Raw genomic sequence first — 18,287 nt, 5'->3', positions numbered from 1 at the left:
CCCGCGCGTGAAAAAGGCGCCGCGGGATTCGCAGCGCCATTGACCCCGTCATCACAGCACGGTCCGGGCTCCTGGCTCAAGGCAGGCCGGGATCGCTGGGCCATTGGCACAGTCCTGGCCGTCATCGGCGGGCCGGAGGAGAGCCAATGGCCCCGTGGCGTACAGTCGCCTTCCGCAGAGGGCAGGGACAGCCGGAGGGAGGGCTTCCGCTCATGGCGGCAGCGGTGGACGCGCTGGACGCGAAGATCCTGCGGCTGCTCCTGGAGCAGCCGCGCACCAGCGTGCGCGAGTACGCCCGCGTCCTGGGCGTCGCGCGCGGCACCGTGCAGGCGCGGCTGGACCGGCTGGAGCGCGCGGGGGTGATCACCGGCTACGGGCCGAGCGTGTCCCCCTCCGCCCTCGGCCATCCGGTCCTGGCGTTCGTCCATATCGAGGTGACCCAGGGCCATCTGGACGACGTCGGCGACGCGCTGGCCGGGGTGCCCGAGATCATCGAGGCGTTCTCGATCACCGGCGCCGGGGATCTGCTGACCCGGGTCGTGGCGCGGGACAACGAGCATCTGGAGGACGTCGTCCAGCGGCTCATCCGGCTGCCCGGGGTGGTCCGCACCCGCACCGAGATGGCGCTGCGCCAGCGGGTGGCCCACCGGGTGCTGCCGCTGGTCGAGTCGGTGGGGCGGGCGGCCGCGGCCGGGCGCGACCGGGCGGGGGCCCGCCGGGAGGGCTGACCGCCCGCTTGGCATGCTTGGTGCCCATGACGTCCCGCGCCACGCCCCCGCCCCGCACCCCCGCGGTGCTCTTCGACCTGGACGGCACGCTCGTGGACAGCGAGCCGCACTACTACGAGGCGGGGCGGCTGACCCTGGAGCGGTACGGCGTCACGGGCTTCACCTGGGAGCGGCACCTGCGTTTCCTCGGCATCGGCACCCGCGAGACGCTGGAGATCCTGCGCCGCGAGCACGGCATCGACGCGCCGGTGGACGAGCTGGTCGCCGTCAAGAACCGGCACTACCTGGAGCTGGTCCGCACCTCCGCCAGGGCCTTCCCGGGAATGCGTGAGTTCGCGGAGCGGCTGCGCGCCGCCGGGCACCCCGTCGCCGTGGCGTCCGGGTCCTCCCGCGCCGCGATCGACGCCGTACTGGAGGCCACCGGTCTGGGCCCGCTGCTGACCGTGCGGGTCTCGGCGGAGGAGGTGGGCCGCGGGAAGCCGGAGCCGGATGTCTTCCTGGAGGCCGCGCGCCGACTGGGCGTCGCCCCCGCCGACTGCGTGGTGGTGGAGGACGCGGCACCCGGGGTGGAGGCGGCGCGCCGGGCGGGCATGCGCTGCATCGCGGTCCCCTACGCCCCCGAAGGCGGCGCCCCGGGCGGCATGCCCGACGGCGAGGCCCCGGGCGGCGGCGCCCCGGGCGGGGGCGACCAGCCGGGGGGCACCGCCCCGTTCGCCTCGGCCGGGCTGCTTTTCGCCGGCGGCCAGCGGGAGTTCGACGCCGAGGCCGCCTACGCCTGGGCGGCATCCGGCAACTGACGCCCCGACGTCGTCCCTTCCGTCCCTCGATGACATGATGCGCTCGCCCATGAACTCACGAGGAGATGGAGGGCATATGGGAAGATCTGGGGGAACCGCGGTGCGTCGCTGGGGAGCGGCCGTCATCGCTTCCACGGCCGCCCTGTCGGTCGCGCTGCCCACGTCGAGCGCCCAGGCCGCCGGCGGCCCGTCGGGCATCAGCGCCAAGGGCGCGTACCTGTTCGACAGCGGCGCGAACAAGCAGCTGTGGGCCAAGGCGGCCGACACCAAGCGGCCGATGGCGAGCACCACGAAGCTCATGACCGCGGTCGTGGTGCTCGACACGAGGGGGGTGGACCTCGGCAAGAAGGTCGCCGTCAAGCAGTCGTACATCGACTACGTCGCCCGGGTCGGCGGCAGCAAGGCCGACCTGAAGAAGGGGGACAAGCTCACCGTCAAACAGCTGCTGTACGGCCTGATGCTGCCGTCCGGCTGCGACGCGGCCATGGCCCTCGCCGACACGTTCGGCACGGGTGACACCACGGCCAAGCGCACCAAGTCCTTCATCGGGAAGATGAACAAGAAGGCCGCCGCGCTGGGGATGACCAAGACCCACTACGACACCTTCGACGGCATATCGGACGGGGGGCAGAACTACACCACGCCCCGCGACCTGACCAAGCTGGCCCGGCACGCGCTCGGCAACTCCACCCTGGCCACGGTCGTCAAGTCCGTGGACACCATCCAGAAGGCCCCCGCGGCCAACGGCAGGACCAGGACGTACTACTGGAACAACACCAACCGGCTGCTGGGTTCGTACAGCGGCGCGATCGGCGTCAAGACGGGCACCGGCACGGCGCCCGGCAGGTGCCTCGTCTTCGCCGCCAAGCGCGGCGGACGCACGATCGTGGGCGTGATCCTCAACGCCCCGAAGCGGTACCCGGACGCCAAGAAGATGCTGGACTGGGCGTTCAACACCCGCACCACGGTGAAGTGGCGCCAGCTCCCCGAGGGCGCGCAGCAGGACTGATCACCGCCCTGTAGCCCCCGGTGGCCGACGCCCCGCCCGGACGACCTTTTCCGGGCGGGGCGTCGCGCGTTCCTCCCGGCCGGCCGCCGGGGCCCCGGGCCGGGCGGGGAGCCGTAAGCGGCCGAAACGCTGTGTGGCCGGTCCCTCACGCAGTAAGTTCGGTGCACGCGCCCGGCCGTGGCGCGGATCCGGACCCGTGTGAGGGGAGCGTCCGAAGTGCGCCCGGGTGAGATGGTCGGCAGGTACCGGCTCACGAAGGGGCCCGTCGGGGGCGGCCGCGGTGTGGTCTGGTTCGCCGTCGAGCCGGAGCTGGGCCAGCGCGTCGTCCTGAAACGGGCCAAAGTGGCGGACAACAGCCAGGCCGCCTACGAGGAGCTGGTGGCCGAGGCCCGCGCGCTGGTGAAGTTCGCCGACCACCCGAACGTGGTCACCCTGTACGGAGTCGAACGCACCGGTCAGGGGCGGAACGCCACCTTCTGGCTGGTGATGCAGCAGGTGACCGGCGGCAGCCTCGACGGCTCGGCCCGGCTGCCCGTGAGGTCCGCGGCGCACATTGGCGCCCAGATCGCGAACGCGCTGGTGGCGCTGCACGCCAAGGGCATCGTGCACTGCGACGTGAAACCGCACAATGTGGTGATCACCGAGGACGGTGTGGCGAAGCTGGCCGACTTCGGCGCCGCCTACCGCCTCGACCCCGAGGCGACCGAGTCGCCCCGTCGCCCGATCCGCTTCACCCCCGCCTACGCCGCCCCCGAGCTGTTCCACGGGGTCCCCGAGCCGGCGTCCGACGTGGCCTCGCTCGGGGCCACCGTGTACGCCCTGGTCGCGGGAGGACCGCCGCCGCGCGGCCCCGGCCACACGTTCCGGACCGAGGCGCTGGGCGAGGAGTTCGGGCCCCTGCGCGAGCCGCTCACCGCGATGCTACGGACCGAGCCGGGGGAACGGCCCGGCGCGGCCGAGGCGCTGGGGGCGCTGCGGGAGGTGGCGGGGCCGGTGGCGCTGCTCCCCGAGCTGCGCCTGGACGAGGTGACCCGGCCGCTCACGCCGTTCGGGGGCGGGCAGGGCGCAACGACCACCGCGCCCCGGCGGCCGTCCCTGATACCGCCCCGCCCGGTCGCCTGGGGGGTCGCGGCCGTGGTGGTGGTGGCCGCCCTGGTGGCGCTGTGGCCGCGCGACTCCTCGTCGAAGGAGGCCTCCCCGTCCGCCGGCGGCAGGTCCTCGCGGACCGCCGCCCCGAGCGCCACCCCGGCCCCGGGCTTCGGCTTCGGCGATCCCCGCACCGCCGATCCGTGCGCCTTGCTGAAGGCCGGCGTGTTCGAGCGGTTCGGGCACGACGCCCGGGTCGACTCCCATTACGGCAACTTCAACCGCTGCGACGTCCTCCTGAGCTCGGACGACAACGAGATCGTCGATGTGACGGCGGAGTTCCGCGCCGAGGCCCCGCCGGGCACCACGGCGGCGACCACCGCCGCGAAGAGGGTCACGGTCGTGCCGGACCACGCCGGGAGCGGGCGTTGCGCCCGTACCCTCGTGCTGTCGGGGGTGCGGGACGCGGCCGTCGAGGTGACCGCGAAGCTGATCGACGAGGCCGAGGCGCCGCTCTGCGACATCGCCGATGTCGCGGCCCGGCACGCGGCCACCGTGCTCGGCCGGGGAGTGCTCCCCCGGCGCTCGCCGGGGCCGCCGGCCGGCTCATTGGCCCGGCGGGACGCCTGCGGGCTGCTCGACGCCCGGGCGCTGGAGGTCGTCCCGGGCATCGACGCCCGGGACCCGGACGCCGGCTTCGGCCGGTGGGCCTGCGACTGGACCAGCACGACCGGCCCCTTGGGGGTGGGGCTGAGGTTCGACCAGGGCTACTTCTCCCCTCCGGAGAACAGCCGGTTCACCAGGCTCAGCGGACACGACGCCGTCGTGATGCCGGGGTACGAGGGCGAGGGCACCTGCGCGGTCGACGTGTTCGCCCACCCCGGTCGGAGCCACGCCGACGGGCCGACCGAGAGGGTGCGCCTGGTCCTCAGCGGGGCACGCGCCGGGGACCGGCCCTGCGAACGGGCCACCGCCCTCGCCGAGTCGGCCGCCGCCGCCCTGCCGGGCGGCTGACCGGCGACCTGATCGTTAAACCCCGGCGATCTCACGATCATCCGATCTGATGAGTCGCGTCCACCGTTCCCGCTTCCGTCGCCCAACGGCCCCTAGCGTGCTGGTTGTTCGCGCCCAACCCCCCGCACGCAAAGGAGACACGGCTGATGTCGGTAGACGCGGCCAGCGAAGCGCAGCCGGAACCGCAGGAGCAGCTCAGCCTCGGCACCGCCGCCGCACGCAACCTCGCCACCACCACCAAGTCCGTACCGCAGATGCAGGGGATCACCTCCCGCTGGCTGCTCAAGGTGCTTCCGTGGGTGCAGACCGAGGGCGGGGTGTACCGGGTCAACCGGCGCCTGACGTACACGGTCGGGGACGGACGCATCGAGTTCGTGAAGACCGGCTCGCGGGTCCAGGTCATTCCGCGTGAGCTCGGCGAGCTGGCGGTGCTGCGCGGCTTCGAGGACGTGGGCGTGCTGACGGCGCTCGCCAACCGCTTCGTCCAGCGCGACTTCGAGGCCGGCGAGGTGCTGGTGGAGGAGGGCACGGCCGCCGACCACCTCTATCTGATCGCGCACGGCAAGGTGCAGAAGACCGGCAGCGGCGCGTACGGCGAGCCCACCCGCCTGGGCGTGCTGGGAGACGGCGACCGGTTCGGCGAGCAGTGCCTGCTTCGCGCCGACTCGACGTGGGAGTACACCGCCAAGGCCGTCACCAGCGGCACCTTGCTGGCGCTTCCGCAGCGCGAGTTCACCTCGATCGTGGAGGGCTCGCCCGCCCTCCAGGCGCATGTCGCCGAGTTCGCCGCGCTCCCCCGGCAGCGGCAGAACGAGCGCGGCGAGGCCGAGATCGCGGTGTCCTCCGGCCACGCCGGCGAGGTGGACCTGCCCGGGACCTTCGTCGACTACGAGCTCCATCCGCGCGAGTACGAGCTCAGCGTGGCCCAGACCGTGCTGCGGGTGCACACCCGGGTGGCGGACCTCTACAACAAGCCGATGAACCAGACCGAGCAGCAGTTGCGGCTGACCATCGAGGCCCTGCGCGAGCGGCAGGAACACGAGATGATCAACAACCGCGAGTTCGGGCTGCTGCACAACGCCGAGTACAGCCAGCGGATCCAGACCCACTCCGGCCCGCCGACCCCGGACGACCTCGACGAGCTGCTGAGCCGCCGCCGCGGCTCGCGGTTCTTCTTCGCCCACCCGCGCACCATCGCCGCCATCGGCCGCGAGCTGAACTCCCGCGGCCTCTACCCCGACCACGTCGATCTGAACGGCAACAAGGTGCCCGCCTGGCGCGGGGTGCCCATCCTGCCCTGCAACAAGATCCCCATCACCAAGGAGCGCACCAGCTCCATCATCGTCATGCGCACCGGGGAGGACGACCAGGGCGTCATCGGGCTGCACCAGACGGGGCTGCCCGACGAGTACGAGCCCGGTCTGTCCGTGCGGTTCATGGGCATCGACGAGAAGGCGCTGATCTCCTACCTCGTCACGGCCTACTACTCCGCGGCCGTCCTGGTGCCGGACGCGCTCGGCGTCCTGGAGAACGTCGAGATCTCCCACGGGCGCGACTGACCGTCCGTCCCCGACACGACGAGAGGTGAGGCGCGGATGTCACAGCCCTTCGAGCTGCCGGACTTCTACGAGCCCTATCCGGCCCGGCTCAATCCCCATCTGGCGGCGGCCCGGGAGCACTCCAAGCGATGGGCCCGCGCGATGGAGATGATCGAGGGGTCGGGCGTGTGGGACGAGTCCGACTTCGACTCCCACGACTACGCCCTGCTCTGCGCCTACACCCACCCGGACGCGCCGGCCGAGGTGCTGGCCACGGTGACCGACTGGTACGTGTGGGTGTTCTTCTTCGACGACCACTTCCTGGAGAGCTTCAAGCGCAGCCAGGACATGGCCGGCGCCAAGGCGTATCTGGACCGGCTGCGGGCCTTCATGCCGGTGCGCCCGGAGGAGGAGGCCGCCGGGGAGCCGGGGAACGCGGTGGAGCGGGGCCTCGCCGACCTGTGGGCCCGTACCACACCGGCCATGTCGCCGGGCTGGCGGCGGCGGTTCGCCGAGGCCACCCGGCATCTGCTCGAAGAGAGCATGTGGGAGCTGTCCAACATCCGCGAGGGCCGGGTGGCCAACCCGCTGGAGTACATCGAGATGCGCCGCAAGGTCGGCGGCGCCCCCTGGTCCGCCGGTCTTGTGGAGTACGCGGCGGGCGCGGAGGTGCCCGAGGCGGTCGCGGCGAGCCGTCCGCTGCTGGTGCTCAGGGACGCGTTCGCCGACGCGGTGCATCTGCGCAACGACCTGTTCTCCTATCAGCGGGAGGTCGAGGACGAGGGGGAGCTGTCCAACGGCGTGCTGGTCTTCGAGCGGTTCCTGGGCTGCGACACCCAGGCGGCCGCCGACGCCGTCAACGACCTGATCACCTCACGGCTCCAGCAGTTCGAGCACACCGTGTTCACCGAGCTGCCGCCGCTGTTCGCGGAGGCCGGCCTGGACCCGCGGTCCTGCGCGGACGTCCTCACCTACGCCAAGGGGCTGCAGGACTGGCAGTCCGGCGGCCATGAGTGGCACCTGCGCTCCAGCCGCTATATGAACGGCGGCGGGGCCGGCGCCCCCGGCGGGGCGGGGCTCCCGGGCGGGCCGACGGGCCTGGGCACCTCGGCGGCCCGCGTGGTCACCTCGCTGGCGGCCACCTTGCCGTTCCGGCTCAGGAGCCATGCGCACCCGCCCCGCCGGGCGGTCGGACCCGTGCGGCTCCCGGATCTCCACATGCCCTACCCGGCCCTGCTCAGCCCCCATCTGGACCGCTCCCGGGAGAACGTCGTGGGATGGGCGCGGCGGATGGGGATGCTGGACGTTCCGCCCGGGCTCCCCGGCTTCGGCGTGTGGGACGAGCACAAGCTGCGGGCCTTCGACTTCGCGCTGTGCTCGGCCGGCATCCACCCGGACGCCACCCTGGAGGAGCTGGACCTGACCACCGGCTGGCTAACCTGGGGCACCTACGCGGACGACTACTACCCGGCCGTCTTCGGGCGCACCTTCGACCTGGCCGGCGCCAAGGCGAGCAACGCCCGGCTGGCGGCCTTCATGCCGGTGGAGTCCACCGCCACGCCCGTCCCGGTGAACGCGCTGGAGCGGGGCCTGGCCGACCTGTGGTCGCGTACGGCGGGGCCGATGGAGGTGAGCGCGCGCCGCGCCTTCCGCCGCACCATCGAGGACATGACGGACAGCTGGATCTGGGAGCTCGCGAACGAGATGGAGCACCGCGTCCCGGACCCGGTCGACTACATCGAGATGCGCCGCAAGACCTTCGGGGCGGATCTGACCATGAGCCTGTCCAGGCTGTCCCACTGGCCCGAGATGCCGCCCGCGGTGCTGGGGGCCCGCCCGGTGCGGGCCATGGAGCACGCGGCCGGGGACTACGCGGGGCTGCTCAACGACCTCCACTCCTTCCGGAAGGAGGTCGAGTTCGAGGGCGAGATCCACAACTGTGTGCTGGTGGTCCAGGACTTCTTCGGCTGCGGCGTTCCCGAGGCCCTGCACATCGTCGGCGACCTGGCCAACTCCCGGATGCGCGAGTTCGAGCGGATCGTCTCCACCGAGCTGCCGGCGATGGCCGAGGACCTGGCGCTGGACGCCACGGTCCGCGCCACGCTCGACGGTTACACGCGCGAGCTGCAGAACTGGATGGCCGGGGTCCTGGTCTGGCACCGGCGGTGCCGCCGCTACACGGAGTCCGAGCTGCGGCGTCCGGTGGGCCTGCCGCCGCGCACCTCGTACGGCCCCACGGGTCTCGGCACCGCGGCCGCCCGCCTCGCCGCGCCCGCGACCGGGATGCCCGCCGTCTGAGGGGCGCGGACGGCGCGGATCCGGCCCCGGCGGGCAGGAAAATGGCGTGCCGGGGCCGATCCGGGATACGCATGTGCCATGAGACCTATCAGTGACCTCGACCGACGGCTGTTCGCGCGGGTCGCGGCCGGCCGGCTGCGCGGCGCCCACCCCCTGCTGCCCCGGCTCACCCGCGCGGCCAACCACGGCAAGCTGTGGTTCGGCACCGCCGGGGTGCTGGCCGGGGTCGGTGGCCGGACCGCCCGGCGCGCCGCGGTGCGCGGGGTCGGGGCGCTGGCCGCCGCGTCGCTGGCGTCCAACCTCGTGGTCAAGTGGACCGTGGAGCGCCGCCGTCCGGTCATCGACAGCGTGCCGCTGATCCGCCGGCTGGCGAAGCAGCCCTGGACCAGCTCCTTCCCCTCCGGGCACTCGGCCTCCGCGGCCGCCTTCGCCACCGGCGTCGCCCTGGAGTCCCCCGGGTACGGGATCCTCGTCGCCCCGCTCGCCGCCGCGGTGGCCTTCTCCCGGGTGTACGTGGGGGTGCACTACCCCAGCGACGTCCTCGCCGGGATCGCCGTGGGCGTCGGCGCGGCCGCGCTGACCTGCCGCTGGTGGCCGCCGCGGCCCACCGTCCCGGCGCGGGCGCGGCCGCGGGTCTCGGCCCCGGCGCTGCCCGAGGGCGAGGGCCTGGTGGTGGTCGTCAACCGCCGGTCGGGGGTCGCCACCCCGGGGGCCACGCTGACCCCCGCCGAGCAGCTGCGGGTGCTGCTGCCCGCCGCCGAGATCCTGGAGTGCGGGCCGGAGAACGACCTCGGGGCGCTGCTGGACCGGGCCGCCAGGCGCGCCGCCGAGCGGGCCGGGGCGCTGGGGATCTGCGGCGGGGACGGCAGCGTCAACGCGGCGGCCGCGCTGGCCGCCGAGCGCGGGCTGCCGCTGGCCGTGTTCCCCGGCGGCACCTTCGACCACTTCGCCCTGGACGCCGGGGTGCCCGCCCTCGAGGACACGGTGCACGCGGTGACCCAGGGCGACGCCGTGGCCGTGGACCTGGCCCGGGTGACCCCCCTGCCGGGCGACCGGCCGGCCGGCCACTTCGTCAACACCTTCAGCCTGGGGATGTACCCCGAGCTGGTGCGGGTCCGCGAGAGCCTGGAGGGCCGGCTCGGCAAGTGGCCGGCCACCGCGGTGGCGCTCGCGCGGGTGCTGCGCACCGCGACGCCCATGGAGATCGAGGTGAACGGCCACCGGCGGCGGCTGTGGGTGCTGTTCGTCGGCAACGGCCGCTACTCCCCCGAGGGGTTCGGCCCGGCGTACCGCGAGCGGCTCGACGACGGGCTGCTGGACGTCCGGGCCGTGGACGGGGACCAACCCCTGGCCCGCACCCGGCTGCTGGCCGCCGCCCTCACCGGAACGCTGGGGCGCTCCCGGGTGGTGACGGCGCGGCGGATGCGGCGGCTGACCCTGTCGGGCCTGCACGACGTGGACGTCCGCGCCTACGACGGCGAGGTCGCGCCCTCCCCCGCCCAGGCGCTGGTGATCGACAAGCTGCCCGGGGCGGTGACCGTCTACCGCCCGGCCCAGCCGCAGAACGAGCTGGCGCAGCGCGCCCGTACGGCCACCGCCACGGCGCGCTTCCGGAGGGCCGTACTGCGCCGGTAGTACGCGCAATGGGGGCTCAGGGACGACGACGCGGCGGTCGGAACCCGTCATCGTGGAGGACATGGACGACGACCGACCGGCCCAGGGGGCCCTGACGTGACCTCCCTGGCTCTCTCCGTGCTGCTGGCCCTGGCCTCGGCGGTCTGCTACGCCGCCGGAGCCATCCTCCAGGAGCATGTCGCGGCGACGACGCCGCCCCGCCCGTACGCCGCGCTGCGCCGGGGCCGCTGGTGGACGGCGGTGGTGCTCAACGGGACCGGCGCGGTCCTCCATGTGCTGGCGCTGGCGTACGGGCCGCTGAGCGTGGTGCAGCCGCTGGGCGCGCTGACCATCGTCTTCGCGCTCCCGATGGCCGCGGTGTTCGTGCGGCGCCCGGTGGGCGCGGCCGGCTGGCGGGGCGCGGTGCTGGCCACGGCGGGGCTCGCCGGGCTGCTCTCGCTGAGCGGTTCGTCGGGGTCAAGGTCGCTGGCGGACCAGGAGCGGGTCGCGGTGGCCGTGGTCACGGTGAGCGCGATCGCGGTGCTGGCGGTGGCCGCGCGCTGCTCGCGCCGCCCCGGAGTGCGCAGCGTGCTGCTGGCCGCGGCGGCGGGGGCCGCCTTCGGCGTCTCCTCGGTGTTCACCAAGAACGTGACCGTGGAGCTGGAGTGGGACGCGTGGGCCTCGGGGCTGCCCAGCCTGGCCATGATCGGCCTGCTGGCCGGGGCCGGGGTGCTGCTGTCCCAGGCGTCGTACCGGGGTGCCGGGCTGGCCTCGCCGCTGGCGACGGCCACCGTGGTCAACCCGGTGGTGGCGACGGCCGTGGGCGTCACCGCGCTGGGTGAGCACTTCCGCCACGGCGCGCCCGGTGCCCTGTTGGCCGTGGTCGCGGCGCTGGTCGCCGGCACCGGTCTGGTCATGCTGACCGTGCACGGCGTGGAGGCGTCGGCGAAGGCGGCGAGCCCGGCGGACACGGCGGACAGGATGAACGCGGGCGACGCGGTGCAGCAGGTGGACGGGGCGGCGGGTCCGGCCGCCGGGCGGCCGGACGGCACGGACGGGACGGACAGGACAGACGGGATCGACGAGAGGGACCGGAGGGGTGGACCGGGCGGCGGGGCGGCGGAGCCGGACGGGGGTGCGGGCGGTGCCGGCGCGGACGTCGGTCGCCCGCCCCGGCTGGTCCCCCGCATCCCCCGCCCGGCCCGAGGGGCCGACGACCGCCTGCCGCGCGGCCGCCGCTCATCCCGGCGGCGCCGCTCACCCGACCAGCGGCGGTCGGTCCGTGGCGAGCCGGTCCTTCAGGACCGGCCCTAGGGAGGGCTAGGGCCTCTCGTTTGGATCATGCCGGGCTCGCGGGCCCTGGCACCGCGCCTCGCGGCGTTGTCGTCGGTTGCCATGGCTCCGCCATGGCGCCCTCCTCCGCCTTGCGATGCCCGGCACCAGACCCCGCTCCCTGATCCGGCCTGATCCAAACGAAAGACCCTAGGCCCGGGTGCGGAGCAGGTGCACCAGGCCCGACAGGTCCTCGTGGCCGTGGCCGTCCGCGACGCGGCGGGCCATGAGCGGCCCGAGCGGGGCGAGGAGTTCGGGGCTGACGCCCTGCTCCTCCGCGGCCTCCAGGAGGTGGTGGTAGGCGGCCGCCTGCATGGCGAGGTTGGAGACCACGCCCTGGGCGTGGTCGCCGCTGTCGATCTGCGCGGCGAAGCCGGCCACGGCGCCCGACATGCTGTTCAGCCAGCGCTGGAGCATCGGCGCGAAGTCGGCCGCCTTGATGCCCTCGCTGCCGGTGAGCGCGAAGGCGTGCAGGATGCCGGAGAACATGCCGTACATCCCGCTGAGCAGGGCGATGTCCTGAAGGGGGGCCAGCGCGGCGTCCTCGCCCAGGTAGTGGCTCTGCGCCAGGGCGTCGAGCGCCGCCCGGTGGGTCTCGAAGACGCTCCGCGATCCGCTGTAGAGCACGAAGGCGGCGGGGGTGGCGATCATCGGGGGGACGGCCATGATGCCGCCGTCGAGGTAGTCGGCGCCGCGCTCCGCCGCCCATGCGGCCATCTCGCGGGCCTGGCGCGGGGTTCCGCTGGTCAGGTTGGCCACGGCCGTGCCGGACAGCGCCCCGGCCACCGGGTCGAGGGTCTGCCGCACGGAGTCGTAGTCCAGCAGGCACACCACCACCAGCGGGCTCGCCGCGACGGCCTCGGCGACCGTCTCCGCGCGCAGCGCGCCCTCGGCGACGAGCGCTTCGGCCTTGGCGGCCGTGCGGTTCCAGACGGTGGTGCGGTGTCCCGCCTTCAGCAGGGCGCGGGCCAGTGCCCTGCCCATGTCGCCCAGGCCGAGGACGGTCACGGGGGTGTTGCTCATGTTCGGGTGCTCCCGTTGCTCAGGTGATGCTCGGTCGTATCGGTCTCGGCGCGCCTGCCTTGAGCCTTGCCGCTCGCTGTACGGTGGGCAAGTACGGACTTGAAAGTGCGTACTTACCTTGAGGTCAGTGGGGATGGGGTCATGAGGAAGCGGCCATATGTCTGTGGCCTGGACGCGGCTGTGGATGTCATTGGCGGCAAGTGGAAGGTGCTGATCATTTGGGCGCTCGATTACCAGCGGTGCCGGTTCGGTGAATTGAAGCGACTGGTCCCGGGGGTGAGCGAAAAGGTGCTCACCCAGCAGCTGAGGGAGTTGGAGGCGGACGGGATCGTCCACCGGGAGATCTATGACCAGGTGCCGCCCAAGGTGGAGTACTCGCTCACCGAGCTGGGCGAGGATCTCAATACCGCGCTCAAGCCGCTGGGCGCCTGGGGAAGGAATCGGCTGGCCGCTCTGGGCGAGCTCTCCCTGCACGAACGTCAGCAATTGACGGGCAGGTGAGACAGCGGCTTCCGGGGTCGAGCCCCGGAAGCCGCGGCCCTTGTGTCCGGGGGGTTTTCAGGACGTGCGGTTGCGGGCCACAGCGGCTTTCCCGCGAAACCCTGTTGGAGTTCCCCTTGAATTCCAGGATGCCGCTCTCCGGCGGCCGGCTGTTGACCCCGGTCAGCCGGAACGCGGGCCAGGTGCCCGCGCCGCTCGGCGCCTGGAATTCACCCTTCAGCTCGTCGTCGGGGAACTGCTCGGTCACCACGATCTGGTTCTTGGCGTGCACCGCGCCCGAGTGGTAGCGGATCGGCGGGTGCGGGGAGGCTGTGTTAAGCGGAGGTTAGCTCTGGGCCCCGGGGCTGTACTCCGCGCGCCTCGCGCGTCGAAGCTGCCACCCGCGGCGGCGTCCCCCCGGGGCGGGCCGCCACTCACCCGCATGCTCGAGGAGGCCCCTGTGTCCGTCAGCAGTTCCCCCGCGCCCACGGCGCGCACACCGTGGCGAGCCGTGATCGGCGGCTCGATCGGCAACCTGGTCGAATGGTTCGACTGGTTCGTCTACGCCAGCTTCGCCACGTACTTCGCCGCGTCCTTCTTCCCCAAGGGCGACCCGACCGCGCAGCTGCTGAACACCGCCGGCATCTTCGCCGTGGGCTTCTTCATGCGCCCGGTCGGCGGCTGGCTGCTGGGCCGCTACGCCGACCGGCGCGGCCGCAAGGCCGCCCTCACCCTCACCGTGACCCTGATGTCGACCAGCGCGCTGCTCATCGCCATCGCGCCCACCTACGACCAGGTCGGCTACTTCGGCGCGGCGGTGCTGCTGGTGGCCCGGCTGCTGCAGGGCCTGTCGGTCGGCGGCGAGTACGCGGCGAGCGCGACATATCTGACGGAGGCCTCCCAGCCCGGCCGCCGCGGCTTCGTGTCCAGCTTCCAGTACGTGTCCATGACCGCGGGCCAGCTGATCGGCCTGGGCCTGCAGATCGTGCTCCAGCACACCATGTCCGACGACGCGCTGCACTCCTACGGCTGGCGCATCCCGTTCATCGTCGGGGCCGTGGCCGCGGCCGTGGTCTTCTGGCTGCGGCGCAACCTGCTGGAGACCGAGGTGTACGCCGAGGCCGACTCGGACCCGGCGGGCGAGCGCGGGTCCCTCGGCGAGCTGCTGCGCCACCGCAAGGAGGCCGCCCTCGTCATCGCGCTGACCATGGGCGGCACGGTCGCCTACTACACGTACACCACCTATCTGACCAAGTACCTGTCCAACACGGCGGGGCTGAGCAAGTCCGACGCCTCACTGGTCAGCTTCTGCGCCCTGTTCGTGTTCATGCTGCTCCAGCCGCTGGCCGGGGCGCTGTCGGACCGGATCGGCCGCCGCCCGCTGCTGATCACCTTCGGCGTCGGCTCGATGCTGGCCACCGTGCCCATCATGACCGCGCTGTCGCACGCCGACACCTTCCTCGGCGCGCTGCTGCTCTCGCTCGCCGCGCTGGTCGTCATCACCGGCTACACCTCCATCAACGCCGTGGTGAAGGCCGAGCTGTTCCCCACGCATGTGCGGGCGCTCGGTGTCGCCCTGCCCTACGCGCTGGCGAACGCCCTGTTCGGCGGCACCGCCGAATACGTGGCGCTGTGGTTCAAGAACGCGGGCGCGGAGTCCGGGTTCTACTGGTACGTCTCGGGCTGCGCGGCCGTGTCGCTGGTGGTCTACCTGACCATGCGGGAGACCCGGGACACCTCCCTCACCCAGGCCCGCTCCGAGGAGCCCGCCGCACCCGCGGAGGCGACCCGGACCGCCGTCTGACCGCCGTCTGACCACCGGCTGACCGCCGGCTCCGCGCGGCCGGACCGGCGCCGAGATGTGCCGGACCGGACGCGGGCCGAGGATGGACACCAGAGGTGTGCCCATGAACCCCTTCTCCGCCACGGGGCCGGTCCGCCGGTCGGCGGCCGCCGTCCTCGCGCGCCTGGAACCGTCCCTGCTCGCCGTCACGGCGGCCGCTCTGACGGCCGGCGGTGTGGCCTGGGCCGTCGGTGCCGGCGGGCTCGCGGACCTGTGCTGGGGGCTGGGGACCGTGGCGGCCTTCGTCCCCGCGGTGGGGTGGGTCGTGGCCGCGCTGCGTCGCGGGCACGCGGGCGTGGACCTGCTCGCGGTCCTGGCCCTCGGCGGCACCCTGGCCGTGCGCGAGTACCTGGCCGGCGCGCTGATCGCCCTGATGCTGGCCACCGGCCGCACCCTCGAAGCCGCGGCGAGGCGGCGTGCCTCCCACGATGTGCGGGCCCTGGTGGAACGCGCGCCGCGCACGGCCCGGCGCGTCACCGACGCCGGGGCGCGCTCGGTGCCGCTCGCCGAGGTGGCGGTCGGCGACCTGCTGGTGGTGGGCCCGGGAGAAGTGGTCCCGGTCGACGGCCGCCTGGAGAGCGCCACGGCCGTGTTCGACGAGTCGGTGCTCACCGGGGAGGCCGTTCAGGTCGAGCGGGCGAAGGGCGAGGCCGTACGCAGCGGGGTGATCAACGCCGGCGGCGCCTTCGACCTGAGGACCACCGCCACGGAGCAGGACAGCGCCTATGCCGAGATCGTGAGGCTGGCTCGGCAGGCCGGCGCGGAATCCGCGCCCGTGGTCCGCCTGGCCGACCGGTACGCGGCCTGGTTCCTGCCCCTGTCCCTCGCGGTGGCCGGGGTGGCCTGGCTGCTCAGCGGATCCGCGGTACGGGCGGTGGCGGTCCTGGTGGTCGCCACCCCGTGTCCGCTGCTGCTGGCCGCGCCGGTCGCGATCGTCTCCGGGCTGTCCCGTGCCTCACGCCTGGGTGTGGTGGTCCGCGGTGGCGGGGCTCTGGAGAACCTCAGCCGAGCCCGCACCCTGCTGCTGGACAAGACGGGCACCCTCACCGGCGGCCGCCCCCGGGTGCTCGACGTCGCCGCGGCACCGGGGTGGAAGCCGGCGCAGGTGCTGCGCCTGGCGGCCGCACTCGACCAGTACTCCCCGCATGTGCTGGCCCACGCCATCGTCGACGCCGCCCGGGAACGCGGACTGGGACCGCCCGTGGCGTCGAACGTCACCGAGGATCCCGGCCGGGGCGCCTCGGGCACCGTGGACGGGCACCGGGCGTCCATCGGCCGGATCGACACCGCGGGGGGAGCGCCGTCCTGGGCCGCGGGGGTGGACAACCGCGCCCTGCTCGACGGTGCGGCCGTCGCCTGGCTGACCGTCGACGGGCAGGTGGCCGGCGCCGTGCTGCTGCGCGACCCCATCCGCTCCGACGCGCCGAGGACCCTGCGCCACCTGCGGGCGGCGGGCGTCGAGCGGATCATGATGCTCACCGGTGACCGGGCCGAGCCCGCCCACGAGGTCGCCGCCGTGCTCGGCCTCGACGGCGTACGGGCCGAGCTCAGCCCCGCGGACAAGGTCGCCGCGGTCCGCGCCGAACGCGACCGCGCCGTCACCGTCATGGTCGGCGACGGCGTCAACGACGCCCCCGCGCTCGCCGCGGCGGACGTCGGGGTGGCCATGGGCGCCCGCGGTTCCACCGCCTCCTCCGAGGCCGCCGATATCGTGCTGACCACCGACCGCGTGGACCGCCTCGCCGATGCCGTCACCATCGCCGGACGGGCGCGGCGCATCGCCGTACAGAGCGCGCTGGGCGGGATGCTGATGTCGCTCGCCGCCATGGCCGCGGCCGCCGCCGGCCTGCTGCCGCCCGCCGCCGGCGCCCTGCTCCAGGAGGGCATCGACGTCGCGGTCATCCTCAACGCCCTGCGGGCCCTGCGCGTCGACCAGGCTGCCCGGCCGGCTCTCGCGCCGGCCGCCGAAGCCCTCATCCACCGCTTCGCCGCCGAACACGACGATCTCCAGGACGTCCTCGAGGCGGTGCGCGCCGCGGCCGACCGCCTCTCCGACAGCTCCGGCCCCCAGGCCCTGGCGGCCGTCGAGGAGACGCACCGGCTCCTGACCGAACGGCTCCTGCCGCACGAGTACGCCGAGGAGCACCAGCTCTACCCCGCGCTCGCTCCCACGCTCGGCGGCCCCGAGGCCACCGCCACCATGAGCCGCGCCCATACCGAGATCGAGCGTCTCTCCCGGCGCGTCGCCACACACCTGCGCCTGGCCCACGCACGCGGCGGCCTCGACGCCGATCAGCTCGACGATCTGCGCTCGTGCCTCTATGGGCTGCACACCGTCCTGCGGCTGCACTTCTCGCAGGAAGAGGAGAGCTACTTCTCCCTGGCCCCGTGACAGCGGGAGGGTGTCGGCGGCGGCCGCGCCGGAGGCGGTCCGGCCGGCCGGCGTGAAGCCTTGGCCGACCGGACCGCCTCGCGTATGCGCGGGCGCCCCGCGGGTTCCGCCGGGCGGTCAGCCCAGCTTGTTGAGCGCCTTCCGGAAGGCCGCCTCGTGCTTGGCCTCGTCGGCGGCGGTGTCCCGGAAGTAGCGGGCGGCGGTGGTGTCCCCGACGGCGGCGGCCCGCTTGGCGAAGCCCGGGTAGAGGACGGTGGCCTCGTGGTGCTCCCCGGCGATGGCCTTGCGCAGGTTCGCCTTGGTGGTGCGGACCAGGCCGGCCAGCACCGCCTCGCCGGCGAAGTGCTCGTGCAGCTCGACGTCGGCGGTGCCCTGGAACAGGCGGGCCAGCGCGGTGTCACCGGTCTGCCGCGCATGGGCGGCGAAGAGCCGGTACTTGGCGTGGGCGAGTGCCTCACCGTGCATCGCGGTGTCGAGGTTGGCCTTCGTCCGGGCGGCCTTCACCTTCGGCGGCCCCGCGGGCACCGGCACCACGGCGGCTTTCGGCGGGGCCGGGACGGTGCCGTGGCCGGTGGTCACGACCTTGAGCGCGGTACGGTAGGCGTCGCGGTGGCGGCCTTCGTCCGCGGCGATCTCGGTGAACAGTCCGGCCGCCGCCCGGTCCCCGTCGGCGCGGGCCTGAGCCGCGAAGCCGCGGTACATCACCTGGTGCTCGTACGTCTCGCCGTTGATGGACTCGCGGAGGTTGGCCGCGTTCGATCCGACGGTACCGGCCAGGGTGGCGGCCTCGCGGAAGTGCTCGTTCAGCTCGGTCCGCGCCGTGTCGCGGAAGAGCCTGCCGACGGCCGGGTGGGCCTCACGGCCGGCTTCGGCGGCGAAGAGGTCGTAGGAGGCGTAGGCGAACGCCTCCCCCTTCATCGTGGTGGCCAGGTCCGCGAGGGTCCGCGCGTGCACAGCCGGGGCGGCGGCCCGCGTGGCCTGCTGCCGACCGTCCGGCACCGTGCGCGCCACGGCCGTGGCGGCGGGCGTGGCCGCCGTCAGCGCGCACAGGCCGACCACGAACGTGCGTATCGAGTGACGGAACATGACGTCCTCCTTCGGGGCACTTCCAGGTGCGGGTGCCCCTCCTCATG

13 protein-coding genes are annotated in these 18,287 nt (G+C 73.7%); 11 read left to right on the top strand and 2 right to left on the bottom strand.

Annotated features, from left to right (window positions below):
* The first annotated feature begins 212 nt into the window (after window positions 1–212).
* The 8 genes from BBH68_RS28110 (at window position 213) to BBH68_RS28075 (ending at window position 11,398) form a co-directional block, all read left to right on the top strand.
* Window positions 213–728, top strand: coding sequence for an Lrp/AsnC family transcriptional regulator (locus tag BBH68_RS28110; RefSeq protein ID WP_065966508.1), 516 nt, complete (start codon window positions 213–215; stop codon window positions 726–728).
* 26 nt (window positions 729–754) lie between these two features.
* Entirely contained in the window at window positions 755–1,525 is a 771-nt protein-coding gene (locus tag BBH68_RS28105) for an HAD family hydrolase (RefSeq protein ID WP_065966507.1), read from the top strand.
* Between the two features lie 76 nt (window positions 1,526–1,601).
* Complete coding sequence (locus tag BBH68_RS28100) at window positions 1,602–2,534, top strand: D-alanyl-D-alanine carboxypeptidase family protein (RefSeq protein WP_065966506.1); 933 nt, start codon at window positions 1,602–1,604, stop codon at window positions 2,532–2,534.
* A 216-nt stretch (window positions 2,535–2,750) separates the two neighbouring features.
* The gene (locus tag BBH68_RS28095) at window positions 2,751–4,634 is read left to right on the top strand and encodes a serine/threonine-protein kinase (protein WP_065966505.1); all 1,884 of its coding nucleotides are present in this window, start codon (window positions 2,751–2,753) and stop codon (window positions 4,632–4,634) included.
* A gap of 146 nt (window positions 4,635–4,780) precedes the next feature.
* A complete protein-coding gene (locus BBH68_RS28090; RefSeq protein ID WP_065966504.1) occupies window positions 4,781–6,193 on the top strand; it encodes a family 2B encapsulin nanocompartment shell protein in 1,413 nt (470 codons plus the stop codon).
* Between the two features lie 36 nt (window positions 6,194–6,229).
* Window positions 6,230–8,470, top strand: coding sequence for a family 2 encapsulin nanocompartment cargo protein terpene cyclase (locus tag BBH68_RS28085; protein ID WP_065966503.1), 2,241 nt, complete (start codon window positions 6,230–6,232; stop codon window positions 8,468–8,470).
* 78 nt (window positions 8,471–8,548) lie between these two features.
* Complete coding sequence (locus BBH68_RS28080) at window positions 8,549–10,105, top strand: bifunctional phosphatase PAP2/diacylglycerol kinase family protein (RefSeq protein WP_065966502.1); 1,557 nt, start codon at window positions 8,549–8,551, stop codon at window positions 10,103–10,105.
* Window positions 10,106–10,201: 96 nt separating this feature from the next.
* Window positions 10,202–11,398 carry a DMT family transporter gene (locus BBH68_RS28075; RefSeq protein WP_065966501.1) on the top strand — a complete coding sequence of 399 codons (1,197 nt, stop codon included), beginning with the start codon at window positions 10,202–10,204 and terminating at the stop codon, window positions 11,396–11,398.
* Between the two features lie 168 nt (window positions 11,399–11,566).
* Here the strand turns inward: BBH68_RS28075 and BBH68_RS28070 are convergent, their stop codons facing one another.
* Window positions 11,567–12,574 carry an NAD(P)-dependent oxidoreductase gene (locus BBH68_RS28070; protein ID WP_107500875.1) on the bottom strand — a complete coding sequence of 336 codons (1,008 nt, stop codon included), beginning with the start codon at window positions 12,572–12,574 and terminating at the stop codon, window positions 11,567–11,569.
* Window positions 12,575–12,580: 6 nt separating this feature from the next.
* Between BBH68_RS28070 and BBH68_RS28065 the strand changes: the two genes are divergently transcribed.
* The 3 genes from BBH68_RS28065 to BBH68_RS28055 all read left to right on the top strand — a co-directional run bounded on the left by BBH68_RS28065 (window position 12,581) and on the right by BBH68_RS28055 (window position 17,154).
* On the top strand, window positions 12,581–12,940 hold the full coding sequence (locus tag BBH68_RS28065) for a winged helix-turn-helix transcriptional regulator (RefSeq protein ID WP_065966690.1): 360 nt from the start codon (window positions 12,581–12,583) through the stop codon (window positions 12,938–12,940).
* A gap of 421 nt (window positions 12,941–13,361) precedes the next feature.
* A complete protein-coding gene (locus BBH68_RS28060) occupies window positions 13,362–14,723 on the top strand; it encodes an MFS transporter (RefSeq protein ID WP_065966499.1) in 1,362 nt (453 codons plus the stop codon).
* A 103-nt stretch (window positions 14,724–14,826) separates the two neighbouring features.
* Window positions 14,827–17,154 (top strand): heavy metal translocating P-type ATPase, encoded by a 2,328-nt coding sequence (locus tag BBH68_RS28055; protein WP_065966498.1) that lies wholly within the window; start codon window positions 14,827–14,829, stop codon window positions 17,152–17,154.
* Window positions 17,155–17,271: 117 nt separating this feature from the next.
* Here BBH68_RS28055 and BBH68_RS28050 read toward each other — a convergent pair whose 3' ends face one another.
* A complete protein-coding gene (locus BBH68_RS28050) occupies window positions 17,272–18,240 on the bottom strand; it encodes a ferritin family protein (protein ID WP_245738345.1) in 969 nt (322 codons plus the stop codon).
* Between the last annotated feature and the right edge of the window lie 47 nt (window positions 18,241–18,287).

Source organism: Streptomyces sparsogenes, assembly GCF_001704635.1.
Classification (GTDB): Bacteria; Actinomycetota; Actinomycetes; order Streptomycetales; family Streptomycetaceae; genus Streptomyces; species Streptomyces sparsogenes.
The sequence above is the reverse complement of the archived record's forward strand: the minus strand, read 5'-3'. Positions and strand labels throughout refer to the sequence as shown.